The organism is Janthinobacterium sp. TND4EL3 (assembly GCF_900156175.1).
GTDB lineage: Bacteria > Pseudomonadota > Gammaproteobacteria > Burkholderiales > Burkholderiaceae_D > Janthinobacterium.
On the sequence record NZ_FTMV01000010.1, the window covers coordinates 1 to 13,850 of the forward strand.

9 protein-coding genes are annotated in these 13,850 nt (G+C 58.9%); 8 read left to right on the forward strand and 1 reads right to left on the reverse strand.

Annotation, left to right across the window (positions count from 1 at the left end; all coding sequences use genetic code 11):
• Positions 1–200, forward strand: a 200-nt coding sequence (locus tag BXA07_RS31120) for a hypothetical protein (protein ID WP_212592329.1), incomplete at its 5' end; no start/stop codon positions are given.
• Between the two features lie 7 nt (positions 201–207).
• Here BXA07_RS31120 and uraH read toward each other — a convergent pair.
• Positions 208–561 carry a hydroxyisourate hydrolase gene (uraH, locus tag BXA07_RS16175; RefSeq protein WP_076568948.1) on the reverse strand — a complete coding sequence of 118 codons (354 nt, stop codon included), beginning with the start codon at positions 559–561 and terminating at the stop codon, positions 208–210.
• Positions 562–681: 120 nt separating this feature from the next.
• Here uraH and puuE point away from each other — a divergent pair, with 120 nt between their 5' ends.
• The 7 genes from puuE to BXA07_RS16210 all read left to right on the forward strand — a co-directional run bounded on the left by puuE (position 682) and on the right by BXA07_RS16210 (position 13,744).
• Complete coding sequence (puuE, locus tag BXA07_RS16180; protein ID WP_076568949.1) at positions 682–1,635, forward strand: allantoinase PuuE; 954 nt, start codon at positions 682–684, stop codon at positions 1,633–1,635.
• A 99-nt stretch (positions 1,636–1,734) separates the two neighbouring features.
• Positions 1,735–3,201 carry a xanthine dehydrogenase small subunit gene (gene xdhA, locus BXA07_RS16185; protein ID WP_076568950.1) on the forward strand — a complete coding sequence of 489 codons (1,467 nt, stop codon included), beginning with the start codon at positions 1,735–1,737 and terminating at the stop codon, positions 3,199–3,201.
• Positions 3,202–3,211: 10 nt separating this feature from the next.
• On the forward strand, positions 3,212–5,557 hold the full coding sequence (gene xdhB, locus BXA07_RS16190) for a xanthine dehydrogenase molybdopterin binding subunit (RefSeq protein WP_076568951.1): 2,346 nt from the start codon (positions 3,212–3,214) through the stop codon (positions 5,555–5,557).
• 9 nt (positions 5,558–5,566) lie between these two features.
• Positions 5,567–6,634, forward strand: a complete 1,068-nt coding sequence (gene xdhC / locus BXA07_RS16195; RefSeq protein ID WP_076568952.1) for a xanthine dehydrogenase accessory protein XdhC — start codon at positions 5,567–5,569, stop codon at positions 6,632–6,634.
• 9 nt (positions 6,635–6,643) lie between these two features.
• Positions 6,644–7,960, forward strand: a complete 1,317-nt coding sequence (gene guaD, locus BXA07_RS16200) for a guanine deaminase (protein WP_076568953.1) — start codon at positions 6,644–6,646, stop codon at positions 7,958–7,960.
• A 43-nt stretch (positions 7,961–8,003) separates the two neighbouring features.
• Positions 8,004–9,494 (forward strand): adenosine deaminase family protein, encoded by a 1,491-nt coding sequence (locus BXA07_RS16205; protein WP_076568954.1) that lies wholly within the window; start codon positions 8,004–8,006, stop codon positions 9,492–9,494.
• Positions 9,495–10,288: 794 nt separating this feature from the next.
• Positions 10,289–13,744 (forward strand): TonB-dependent receptor, encoded by a 3,456-nt coding sequence (locus tag BXA07_RS16210; protein WP_076568955.1) that lies wholly within the window; start codon positions 10,289–10,291, stop codon positions 13,742–13,744.
• Positions 13,745–13,850: the final 106 nt, after the last annotated feature.

Consider the following 13,850-nt stretch of genomic DNA (forward strand, 5'->3'; position numbering starts at 1 on the left):
AACTTTGCGCCGATGATAGTGCTGCAACCAGTGTGAAAGTAGGTTATCGTCAGGCTTGTTATTTGGTGAAACAGCCCCCGGCTGTTTCACCTAGAAAAAAACCCGATCAGCAATGGTCGGGTTTTTTTTCGTCTGGCGGTTTGAGCTGTAAAGCCGGCGGACGAAAAAAAGGCAGCGCTGCGCGCTGCCTTTGTCGTTGAACGTCGCTTAACTCCCGCGATAAGTCGAATACGACCACGGCGACACCACCAGCGGCACATGGTAGTTCTCGTCGGTATGGGCAATGCCGAACGCCAGCGTGACCAGGTCGATGAAGCGGGGCGAGGGCAGCTCCACGCCTTGGGCGGCGAAATAGTCGCCTGTGTTGAACACCAGCTCATACTGGCCTGCTTTCATGCTGTCGCCTTCCAGCAACGGTGAACTGCACCGCCCGTCGCTGTTGGTCATATCCATCTTCAACAACACTTTTCCTTCCGGCGCGACTGAAAACAGGGCGACCTTGACGCCGGCTCCCGGCCTGCCATGGGCGATATCGAGTACATGCGTGCTGAGTTTTCCCATTTGCTATCCTGTATATAGGGTGAGTGAATGTGCTTATCGTGCAAATCATATACCTGCGTCAGCACCTGGCTATATGATTGGGCGTATAACCAACATTGTCTCCTATAGGCGAGCCACCGCATGAGCACTTATGAAAATTATCCGCGCGACCTGATTGGCTATGGCCGCACGCCACCCCATCCGCAATGGCCGGGCCAAGCCCGCATCGCCCTGCAATTCGTGCTCAATTACGAGGAAGGGGCGGAAAACAGCGTGCTGCATGGCGATGCTGCCTCGGAAACGTTTTTATCGGAAATGATTGGCGCCGCCGCTTTTCCTGCGCGGCACCTGAGCATGGAGTCGATTTATGAATACGGTTCGCGCGCCGGACTCTGGCGCTTGCTGCGCATGTTCGAGGAGCGGCGCCTGCCGCTGACCGTGTTTGGCGTCTCGATGGCCCTGAAGCGCAATCCCGAGGCGGTGGCCGCCTTCCAGGAACTGGGCCATGAAATCGCCTGTCATGGCTTGCGCTGGATTTCCTATCAAAACATGGATGAAGCGACGGAGCGCGCACACATGCACGAAGCCGTGCAGATCATCCGTGAATTGACGGGGGCCGCCCCGCAAGGCTGGTACACGGGGCGCGATTCGCCCAATACGCGCAAACTGGTGGTCGAGCATGGCGGCTTCCGCTACGACGCCGATTATTACGGCGATGACCTGCCATTCTGGGAAAAGGTGGCGTACACGGATGCGGCCGGCATGCCGGCCGTGCAGCCGCAGTTGATCGTGCCCTACACCCTGGATACGAACGACATGCGCTTTGCTGCCATGCAAGGATTTAACTCGGGCACGCAGTTTTTCGATTATTTGAAAGATGCCTTCGATGTGCTGTATGCGGAAGGCGACCCGAACGGCCTGAACCAGCCGAAGATGCTGTCCATCGGCCTGCATTGCCGCCTGGTGGGGCGGCCTGGCCGCGCGGCCGCACTGGCGCGCTTCCTCGACTATGTGCAGGGCCATGAGCAGGTGTGGATCACGCGCCGCATCGATATCGCCGAACACTGGCATGCGACGCATCCCTATACTATCTGATGGGTATTGATATTGGGTGATAAGTAAAATCAGTCTTTGCATATAGTTGTCTCATATGCCGGTGTTAATCTCCTATACTGGGACTATACCGAGGCCAGCATGTCAGAACCGATCCGTTTTTACTACCGTGGTGCCGTACAGGAAGTACGCAACGCCGCCCCTACGCAGACTGTGTTGCAGCACCTGCGCGAGGATTTGCATTGCACGGGCACCAAGGAAGGCTGCGCCGAAGGCGATTGCGGCGCCTGCACAGTCGTCATCGGCAGCCTGGTGGATGGACAGGTGGAAATGAAGGCCGTCAACGCCTGCATCCAGCTCACGCCCACCCTCGATGGCAAAGCGCTGTTTTCCGTGGAAGACTTGCAACAGCCCGACGGCGCCCTGCATCCGGTGCAACAGGCGATGGTCGAATGCCACGGTTCCCAATGCGGTTTTTGCACGCCCGGCTTCGTCATGTCTTTGTGGGGAATGTACCTGGAGAAAAACGGCGCCACGCCCACGCGCTGCGAAATCGACGATACGCTGTCCGGCAATCTGTGCCGCTGCACCGGTTACCGGCCCATCATCGACGCTGCCAGGCGCATGGGCGAATTGCCGCACGTCACGTTCGATCGCGATGCCTTGAAGGTGCAATTGAAGACGCTGCAGCGCGCCAGCGTGACAACCTATGAACACGGCGGCCAGCACTTCCACGCGCCGCGCAGCATCGAGGAACTGGTGGCGTTGCGCGCGGAAAAGCCGCAGGCCTGCCTGCTGGCCGGTTCCACCGATATCGGCTTGTGGGTGACCAAGCAACTACGCGACCTGGGCGACATCATTTATCTTGGCAACGTGGCCGCCCTGAAAATCATCGCCGTGGACGGTGGCAAACTTCACATCGGTGCAGGCGCCAGCCTGAACGAAGCGTATGCGGCGCTGTGCCGGCATTATCCGGACGAGTTGTCGGAACTGTGGCAGCGTTTTGCTTCCTTGCCGATCCGCAACGCCGGTACTTTGGGCGGCAATGTGGCGAATGGTTCGCCCATCGGCGACTCGATGCCGTGGCTGATTGCGCTGGGCAGCGATATCGTGCTGCGCGGCCCGGCCGGACAGCGGATCATGCCGCTTGAAAAGTTCTATCTGGGTTACCAAAAGAAAGATATGCAGCCCGGCGAATTCGTCGAAGCCGTGCGCGTGCCCTTGCCCCGTGCCGAGGTGCAATTCCGCACATATAAACTGGCCAAGCGCTTTGACCAGGATATCTCGGCCGTGTGCGCCGCGTTCGCCTTTGAACTCGATGGCGAGCGCATCGTGGACGCGCGCATCGCCTTCGGCGGCATGGCGGCCACGCCGCAGCGTGCTGCGCAAACGGAAGCGTTTCTGCGTGGACAGGCGTGGACGGAAGACAATTTACGCATCGCCATGCGCTTGCTGGCCGACGATTACGCGCCCCTGTCCGACATGCGCGCGTCGAACAGCTACCGCATGACGACGGCGCAAAACCTGTTGCGTCGCTTCTGGCTGGAAACGCGTCCCGGTGCGCCATTGCCCCCGACGTCCCTCAACGCCTACGCTTGCCGCGCCTGAAAGGACCAGCATGAACCATCCTGCCACGCCCGAACTGCAAGCGGCCGCCTGGAGCGCCGTGGGCAAGCCCAGCCCGCATGAATCGGCGCAACTACATGTGCTTGGGCAAGCCACCTATACGGACGATATCGCCGAATTGCAAGGCACCTTGCACGCGGCACTGGGCCTGTCGCAAAAGCCGCACGCGCGCATTACCGCCATGGATATCTCCGCCGTGCGCGCCGCTGCCGGTGTTGTCGCCGTCTACACGGCGCAGGACATTCCTGGCACCAATGATTGCGGTCCCATCATCCATGACGATCCCATCCTGGCTGCGGAGCTGGTGCAATATGTGGGCCAGCCCATTTTTATTGTCGTGGCCGATACGTACGATCATGCGCGCCGCGCCGCCCGCCTGGCGCAAGTGAGCTATGACGAATTGCCCGCCATCATGACGCCGCAGGCGGCCAAGGCGGCGCAATCGTACGTGCTGCCGCCCATGCAACTGACGCGTGGCAACTATCAGGCCGCGTTCGAGAAAGCGCCGCATGTGGTCAAGGGCCAGCTGTATGTGGGCGGCCAGGAACAGTTTTATCTGGAAGGACAGATTTCCTACGCCATCCCGAAAGAAGCGCAGGGCATGCTGGTGCTGTGTTCGACCCAGCATCCGAGCGAGATGCAGCACGTGGTGGCGCATGCGCTGGGCGTGCATTCGCACAACATCACCGTCGAATGCCGGCGCATGGGCGGCGGTTTCGGTGGCAAGGAGTCGCAGTCGGCCCTGTGGGCGGCGGCCGCATCGATTGCAGCAGCGAAACTGAAACGGCCCGTCAAATTGCGCGCCGACCGCGACGACGACATGCTGGTGACGGGCAAGCGCCACTGTTTTTACTATGAATACGAGGTCGGCTACGACGACGACGGCAAGATCTTGGCCGCCAGGGTCGACATGACCACGCGCGCCGGGTACTCGGCCGACCTGTCCGGTCCCGTCGCCACGCGCGCCGTCTGCCACTTCGACAACACCTATTATTTGTCCGACGTGGACATCCGCGCCGCCTGCGGCAAGACGAATACCCAGTCGAACACGGCTTTCCGGGGCTTTGGCGGGCCGCAGGGCGCCATTGCCATCGAATACGTGATCGATGAAATCGCCCGCCATTTACAACGCGACGCGCTCGATATCCGCCTGCTCAATTTCTATGGCCGCAACGATGCGGAAGGGCGCAATGTCACGCCGTATGGCCAGACCATCGTCGACAACGTGATCCATGAGCTCGTTGCCGAACTGGAAGAGAGCAGCGATTACCGGGCGCGCCGCCGCGCCATCGATGCCTTCAACGAAGCCAGCCCCGTGCTGAAGAAGGGGCTGGCATTCACGCCCTTGAAATTCGGCATCGCCTTCAACGTCACGCATCTGAACCAGGCAGGTGCCTTGGTCCACGTGTACGTGGATGGCTCCGTGCTGGTCAATCATGGCGGCACGGAAATGGGGCAGGGCATCAATACCAAGGTCATGCAGGTGGTGGCGCACGAGCTGGGACTGGACCTCGAATGCGTGCGGGCCACGGCCACCGACACCAGCAAGGTGGCGAACACGTCGGCCACGGCAGCGTCCACCGGCGCGGACCTCAACGGCAAGGCGGCGCAGGATGCGGCACGCCAGATCCGTGAACGCCTGGCCGATTACGCGGTCAAACTGTACGGCGGCGAAACGGCTGGCGTGCGCTTCTTCGACAAGCACATCCACGTCAATGGTCACGTCGTGCCGTTTGCCGAATTGGTGCAGAAGGCGTATCTGGCGCGGGTGCAACTGTGGTCGGACGGCTTCTATGCCACGCCCGGCCTGTCGTGGGATGCGAAGACGATGACGGGGCATCCGTTTTCGTATTACGCCTATGGCGCGGCCGTGGCCGAAGTGGTGGTCGATACCTTGACGGGCGAGTGGAAACTGCTGCGCGCGGATGCCTTGTACGACGCAGGCCAGTCATTGAATCCCGCGATTGATCTGGGTCAAGTGGAAGGGGCGTTTATCCAGGGCATGGGCTGGCTGACGACGGAGCAGCTGTGGTGGAATGGGGCGGGCAAGCTGATGACGCATGCGCCGTCGACGTACAAGATTCCCGGCATTTCCGATTGTCCCGAAGATTTCCGTGTGAAACTGTTCCAGAACCGCAACGTGGAAGACAGCATCCACCGTTCCAAGGCCGTGGGCGAGCCGCCGCTGCTGTTGCCGTTTTCCGTGTTCTTTGCCATCCGCGACGCCATTTCCAGCGTGGGCCATCACGCCGTACAGCCACCACTGAATGCCCCTGCCACCAGCGAGGAAATCCTCAAGGCGGTCATGGCCGTGCAAGCGGCGCGTGCCGGTGCATAGGAGCAGACGATGAGCGACTGGTTGACGGCACTCGACAATGACACGCAGGCATCCGTGCTGGTGACGGTTGCCTTGGTCGAAGGTTCCGGGCCGCGCGAGGCGGGGGCGAAGATGCGCGTCACCCTCGATGGCCAGGCCGACACCATCGGCGGCGGCCACCTGGAATTGCGCGCCGTGGAAATCGCCAAGACCATGCTGGCGACAGGGGACACGCATGCACGGCTCGAGCGTTTTGCACTCGGTCCCAGCCTGGGCCAATGCTGTGGCGGCGTCGTCCACCTGGCTTTTGAATATGTCGATGCCGGTCTGAGAGAATTGCTGGCTGCCTTGCGCGAACGGCGCCAGCAAGACAGCTGGCGGGTGACGGCGCTCGACGGCGAACCCGTCTCGGCCCTGTTCGATGCGGCTGGCAGCCTGATTGCCGGGACGGCGGCGCAGGTGCCCGACACGTTCTCACGCGAACGCGCAACCCATGTCGCGCAGGGCAGCGATGGGCGGCGCTGGCTGGTCGACCCCTGTCTGGCGCCGCGCGCGCACCTGACACTGTTCGGCGCCGGCCACGTGGGCGCAGCCATCGTGCGCGCACTGGCCCACTTGCCCTGCAATGTCACCTGGGTCGATGAACGCGAAGACATGTTTCCCGCGCAACTACCGGATAATGTGCGCATCGCCGCCACCGACACGCCGGAGGAATTTGTCGCCATGGCGCCGCCGGGCGGCAGCTTCCTCGTCATGACGCATAGCCATGCGCTGGATCAACGCCTGACGCAAGCCATCATGGGGCGCGAGGATGCGGGCTGGTTCGGTCTGATCGGTTCGCAGACGAAACGCAAGCAATTCGAGCACCGCCTGCAGGCGCGCGGCGTACTGGCCGAGCGCATTGCCGCCATGGTGTGTCCGATCGGCATGCCTGGCATCCGGAGCAAGGTGCCGGCCGTGATCGCCGCCTCCGTTGCCTGTCAATTACTCATGGTGTGGGAGGAGGCCGCCAGCGCGGCCCTGGCCGCACCGCCGCGGCTGGTCACTGCCAGCGCGCCGCCGCGACGCAAGCAGCGCGCGGTCATTCATCCTCTATAGAAAGACGTCATGCCAATTGTTCCTGCCACCTTGCAAGCCTACCGTGCCAGCTTGCTGCACTTCCACGCCGATCCCGCCTTCAGCGAGCAAGCCCATGCCTGGCATGCGGATGGCTTGCTGATCGTGGCCGATGGCAAGGTCGTGGCAGCGGGCGATCATGCGCAACTGCTGGCAACCTTGCCGCCAGGCGCTGAGATTGTCGATTACCGGGGCAAGCTGATCGTGCCGGGCTTTATCGATACCCACCTGCATTTCCCGCAGACGGAAATGATCGCTTCGCCCGCGCCGGGCTTGCTGCCGTGGCTGGAAACCTATACCTTCCCCACCGAGCGGGCGTTCGAGGATCCGGCGCATGCGCGCGATGTCGCCGAGTTTTTCCTCGATGAACTGCTGCGCTGTGGCACCACGACGGCCATGGTGTATGGCAGCGTGCATCCGCAATCGGTCGATGCCTTCTTCGGCGCCAGCGAGGCGCGCGGCTTGCGCATGGTGGCGGGCAAGGTCATGATGGACCGCAATTGTCCCGAGTTCCTGCGCGACACGGCCGAGTCGGGCGCGCGCGAAAGCGAAGAGCTGATCCAGCGCTGGCACAAGCATGGCCGCTCGCTGTATGCGATCACGCCCCGTTTCGTGCCCACGTCGACGAATGAACAGATGCACCTGGCGGGCGAGCTGGCGCGCGCTTATCCGGATACCTATCTGCAGACGCACGTGTCCGAAAACGAGGATGAGTGCCGCTGGGTGCGCGAACTGCATCCGCAGGCGCGCAGCTACCTAGACGTGTATGACCAGTACGGCATGCTGCGCCCGCGCGCCATGTTCGGCCATTGCGTCTGGCTCGATGAGCGCGACCGCGCGCGCATGGCGGAGACGTCCTCGGCGGCCGCTGTTTGTCCTACGTCCAACCTGTTCCTGGGCAGCGGCCTGTTCGATTTCGAGCGGGCCGATGCGGCGCGCGTGCTGCTGTCGCTGGCGACGGATGTGGGCGGCGGCACCTCGTTCTCCATGTTGCAAACCATGAACGAAGCCTATAAAGTAGCACGCTTGAAAGGCAGCTACCTGCCTGCCTTGCGCATGTTTTACCTGGCGACCCTGGGCGCCGCGCGCGCCATGCAACTGGAGGGCATTCTGGGCAATTTCACGGCGGGCACGGAAGCCGATTTTATCGTGCTCGATAAAAAATCGACGCCGCTGCTCGAGCGCCGCACGGCCGCCTGCCAGAGCCTGGAGGAATTGCTGTTCGCCTTTGCGCTGCTGGGGGATGACCGCGCTGTGGCCGCCACGTATTCGGGCGGGCAGCGCGTGCATGTGCGGGGGCAGGGCTGACCTACCCGTTGTTCAACACGAATTTTCCTGAGCGAGAATGCGAATGCAAATAAAACTCACTGGCCTGGCGCTTGCCGCCGCGCTGACACTGACCGCAACGGCCCATGCCGCCAGCCCGTCTTCCAACGAAGCGGCCACCGCGCGCCATTTTGCCGCGTTGGTGTCCGGCGCGCAGCCCAAGACAGCCGAGTTGAGCCTGTTCTTTTCCATGATGCCCAAGGGCGGCGACCTGCATCACCATTACTCGGGTGCCATCTACGCCGAGCAATTCCTCGACTGGGTCGACAAGGAAAACTATTGCGTCAACAAGACGAGCTACCGCATCGAGAGCAACAAGGATGTCGTCGCGGCCGAACGCGCCAAGCCGGCCGGCCAGCGCAGCTGCCTGTCGTCCACGGAAGTGTTTGCCGATGCGGGCCTGTACGCGGAATTGCTGCAGCGCTGGTCGACCAAGGATTTCTACAACCACGGCGCCATCCAGACGCCGCCGGACCGTACCTTCTTTGATACCTTTGGCTATTTCGGTCCCGTCGCTTCGACGAATACGGCCGATGGCCTGAAAACCCTGAAGCAGCGCGCCATTGCGGAAAACCTCAGCTATATCGAGACGATTTTCGAGTTGTCGCCATTCGTGCAAAACGCGCAATTCGACCAGCAGGTGCTGGCATCCGGCTTGCCGCCAGCTGCCTTGCAAGCACTGCTGGCCAACTGGACACAAAGCCTGGAACAGGATGCGGTTTTTCAGAAAAGCATCGCGGCGTATAACGATAACGTGAACGCCAGCAGTGCCGGCATCGACGATGCGCACTTCACCATGCGCTACCAGGCGTATGTGCTGCGCTTCCTGTCGCCATCACAGGTGTTCTCTTCGATGGTGGCGGCCTTCAAGGCGGCCAGCCTGAATCCGCTGGTGGTGGGCGTGAATATCGTGGGCCAGGAAAGCGTGAATGTGTCGATGCGCGACTACAGCCTGCACATGGAAATGTTCAAGTTCCTCAAGACGAAATATCCGAACGTCAAGATCGCCCTGCACGCCGGTGAACTGGCGCTGGGCATGGTGCCGCCGGAAGGCATGGCTTTCCATATCGCCGAAGCCGTCGACGTGGCTGGCGCCAACCGCATCGGCCACGGCATGGATATCGCTTACGAAAATAATGCGCTGGGGACCATGCAGAAGATGCGCGAACGCAATATTCCCGTGGAAGTGAACCTGACCAGCAATGATTACATCCTCGGCATCAAGGGCCAGGCCCATCCGATTACCCTGTACCGCAAGTACGGTGTGCCCTTCGTGATTTCCACCGACGATGCCGGCGTATCGCGCAATACCTTGTCGAACGAGTACGTGCTGTTTGCCAGCCAGTACAAGACCGATTATGCGGAAATCAAAAAGCTGTCGTATAACAGCTTGCGCTATTCCTTCCTGGCGGAAGCGGACAAGCAGCGTCTGCTGAAAGCGCTCGATTCCCGTTTCGCCCGTTTTGAAGCGCAGATTGCCGCTGCCGACCAGGGGAACAAGCGCATCAAACCGTAAGTTGCGCGACGTTAATAACTGATACTCTCAAGGCGGCCGGTTCTTCCGGCCGTTTTTCATTTTCCCTCTCCAATCCTCTTGCTGTTGTTTTGTTAATTTTGTGGCGGCCATGCGACACAATTAACGGCAGATGCACTACTTTATCCAATTTCGTGGATGAATCAATTTCAAGTACATATTGCTCATTTATAATCTCGCGCCATAAGCCCGGACGCTGTCGGCACGATATCAATCCAGCCGCTTACCCCATGCTATTTATACTTAAAATATATAAATATGTAAAAAAAAACGTATTTGTCATCCATTTTTTGATGATGCATAGTGGGATGAATGTGATATTAAAAAGTCACAATCGATAGCGCTGATAGCGTATGAAGATGGGTATTTGCAGTAAATAAAGGTGAGATGCAGAGTGAAACAAACAGTCGCACAGTTAAATGACGACATTCCTCTGCATTTTGCCGCCGTGTCACAGTCTTGAAATATTTAACAATTACACTCGCGGCTTGCCATGTTAGCCGGGTCAGCATGTCGGGTGAATGACACAGGTGCTAGCGCCCTGGGTCTTACGGATCGGTTGTAGTTTTTTCCGCCGTTATTGTCTGAATAGAGATAGCTGTGATGTGTGGAACGGCGTTTTGTGATGGTCTAGTCAGGACCGCAGCCAGTCCAGCCGGCGTAACAGTTGCAGCATCGTAAAGAGGAGATCTTGTGTTTGTGTTGCTGTGCGGCGCAGCCGGGCAGTGGTGCAATCCAGGATTTTCAAAAAATAATAGTCTTTTCTGGGGTTAAAGATGATCAATCACAAGCGACTTCGGCTAACGCAAATCGCGTTCAGCCTGTCTATTGCACTGGCGGCGGCACCATCGTTCGCACAGAACACTACGTCTTCCATCGGCGGCCGTATCTCGGCCAATGACGGCAAGCCGGCAGCTGGCGCCACCGTTACCATCGTTCATACCGAATCGGGTTCCGTCAGCAACGTGACGACCGATGCGGAAGGCCGCTACGTCGCGCGCGGCTTGCGTGCCGGCGGTCCATACACCATCACCATCACCAAGAATGGTGAAGTGGAAAAACGCGAAGGCGTGTACGTGCAGTTGGCGGAAACGGCCAACGTGGACGCCACCCTGGGCGCCCAGATGCAAACCGTGAACGTCACGGGCACGGGCGCACGCGCTCAGATCTTTAACCGCAGCAATATGGGTGCGGGCACCAACATTGGCGCGAACGAATTGGCCATGCAGGCCTCGATCCAGCGCAATCTGCAAGATTACGCCCGTTCCGACCCGCGTGTTTCGCAAACCGACAAAGAGCGCGGCGAATTGTCCGTTGCCGGCCAAAACTCGCGCTACAACTCGATGACCATCGATGGCGTGGCCGTGAACGATACCTTTGGCCTGGAATCGAACGGCAGCCCGACTGCCAAGCAGCCGATTTCGATCGATGCGATCCAGTCCGTGCAAGTGAACGTCGCAAACTACGACGTAACGCAAAAAGGCTATACCGGCGCCAATATCAATGCCGTGACCAAGTCCGGTACCAATGATGTCAAGGGTAGCGTCTACTATGTGTTCCGTAATGACAGCATGGCCGGTGACCGCTACGACAACGTCAAGGACAGCTATTACGCACCAGCGCCGTTCCGCGAAACGACCAAGGGCATTTCCGTCGGCGGCCCGTTGATCCAGGATAAGCTGTTCTTCTTCGCTAACAAGGAAAAGCTGGAAAGCACCCGTACGGCGCCAAACTTTGGCCCGCTGGGCAGCCCGATGACGAACGTCGGCGTTACCGAATCGGCAATCACTGAAGCGCAGGCGATCGCACAAAACGTCTACAAAATGCCTATCGGCACGACGAATGTTCCTGCGGGCACAAAGTTGACGGTAGATGATATCTTGCTGAAACTGGACTGGAATATCAACGACAACCATCGCGCGATGGTTCGTTATTCCAAAACCGATCAGTCCGAGCCGATGTTTACAGGCGTAACGGCTAGCGGCATCGCCCTGAACTCGGCCTGGCGTTCGCAGAACAAGTCGATCGAGACCATCGTTGGCCAGTGGTTTGCCGACTGGACACCGAATTTTTCGACGGAGTTCAAGGTGTCGTCGCGCGATTACGAAAGTCTGCCGAAGAACAACTCCAACCTGCCAACTATGGCACTGCAATTTTCGGGCGCGCTGCCGCCAGGATCACCTGCAGGTATTTCGACCAACAGCCGCTACCTGAACTTCGGCACCGACCAGTCGTACCAGTTCAACGTTTTACGTACCAAGACCAAAGATGCTTATCTGGGTGCCAACTGGGCCTTGGGCGATCATGAAGTCAAGTTTGGTACCGACTTCAGCAAGAACGATGTCTACAATGCTTTCCTGCAAAACGTCAACGGCAACTATACGTTTGGTTGCATCAATAACGTAGCCTATTCGTTCTTGAAGCCAACTGGCAAGGACAAGGACGGCAAGGATATTTATGACTTCGTCTGCAACAGCCAGACGGCTGCCTTGCATCAGCAAGCAGTGCTGGAAAACTTCCGTACTGGACGCCCGAGCTCGTATCAGGTGCAAGTACCATTGCCAGGCAGCTCGCTGGAAAACGCAATTGCTGACTTCAGCCTGAAAAATTATGGCTTCTTCGCTCAAGATGTATGGACCGTCAACAAGCAATTGACCGTGCAGTATGGCGTGCGTGTCGACAAGGCCGGCATCAGTGATCGTCCGTTGTATAACGCTGCGGCGGCTGCACCGTTGGTCGCTGGCAACGCTCAGACTGGCAAGGTACAAAGCGGCGGTTTCGGCTTGAACAATACGCAAACCATCGATGGTCAGACACTGTGGCAGCCACGCGTGGGCTTCAACTACAAGTTTGAAAGCGCCCGTCCTACGCAACTGCGCGGCGGCTTCGGCCTGTTCCAGGGCGCTGCAGCGACGGTCTGGATGTCGAATCCGTTCGCCAATCCTGGCGTGGCAACCCGTATCGTAGGTTGCGGTACCAGCGGCTTCAAGGCTTGCCCAACCGTAGGTGGCCTGTTCAATCCCGATCCGAACGCGCAGCCGACGAACTTCAGCGATGCCGCCCCTGCAGCCAACGTGGACTTCCTGTCGCCGAACCTGCGCCAGCCATCGATCTGGAAGGGCAACCTGGCTTTCGAACATGAATTGCCATGGATGGGCCTGGTCTTTGGCGCGGAATACCTGCGCACGCAAAACAAGGATGCGATTTACTATCAACACCTGAACTTGGGGGCGGCTACGCGTATCGGTAGCGACGGCCGTGAGTTGTACTACGGTGCTGGTGGTTACAATACGAATTGCTGGACTGCAGCCGGTGGCTTGTCGGCCACGAATAAAGGTTGCACAGGTTCTATCGTTGCCAAGGCACTCAAGAACCCATCGTTCAACAACGTGATGGTTGCCGAGAAAACGGACAAGGGCGCAGGCAATCTGGTGACCCTCTCGGTCAGTCAGCCGATGACCAAAGGCTTCGGCTGGTCGGTTGCCTATACCTACACGGATGCAACGGAAGTGTCGCCGCTGACCTCGTCGGTATCGACGTCGAACTTTAACGCCCGTTCGATTTTCAATCCGAACGAGAACGTTGCCGCCAATTCCGGCTACCTGGTGAAAGACCGCTTCAATGCTGTGCTGAACTTCCAGAAACGCTTCTTCGACAACTACAAGACCAGCTTCGGCCTGTTCTATGAAGGTCGCAAGGGCAAACCATACAGCTGGACATACAACAATGACTTGAACGGCGACGGCGTCAGTGGCAATGATTTGATGTACATTCCATCGAAACCGGGTTCCGGCGAAGTGGTATTCCGTGGCGATACGGCGAACAACCATGCCAACGAAGACCGTTTCTGGTCGTTTGTCAATGCCAATGGCGACCTGCGCAGTTCGAAAGGCGGCGTGGTGAAGCGTAACGACAGCTTCTCGCCATGGACCAACAGCTTCGACATGCGCGTCAGCCAGGAAGTCCCAGGCTTCTTCAAAGGCAACAAAGGCGTGTTCACGATGGACTTCTTCAACGTGGGTAACATGATCAACCGCAAGTGGGGCCGTATCAATGAAATGGCTTTCCGCTCGGCTGGCGGTCAAACTCGCAGCTTTGTTGACTTTGTCGGTCTTGATGACGCGGGTCGTTACATCTACCAAGTGCGTGACAAGGTAGATGACTACACAGTGCGTCAACAAAAGGGTGAGTCCCAATGGGCAATCCAGGCTACGGTCAAGTACGAGTTCTAATCTCGACGCTTGATTGAAGTTCCGAACGGCTGGTGGCGACACCGGCCGTTTTTTCGTTTTACGTTTTGCTTTTCGATAGGACTCGTACGGACTGGTGGCGCACGGC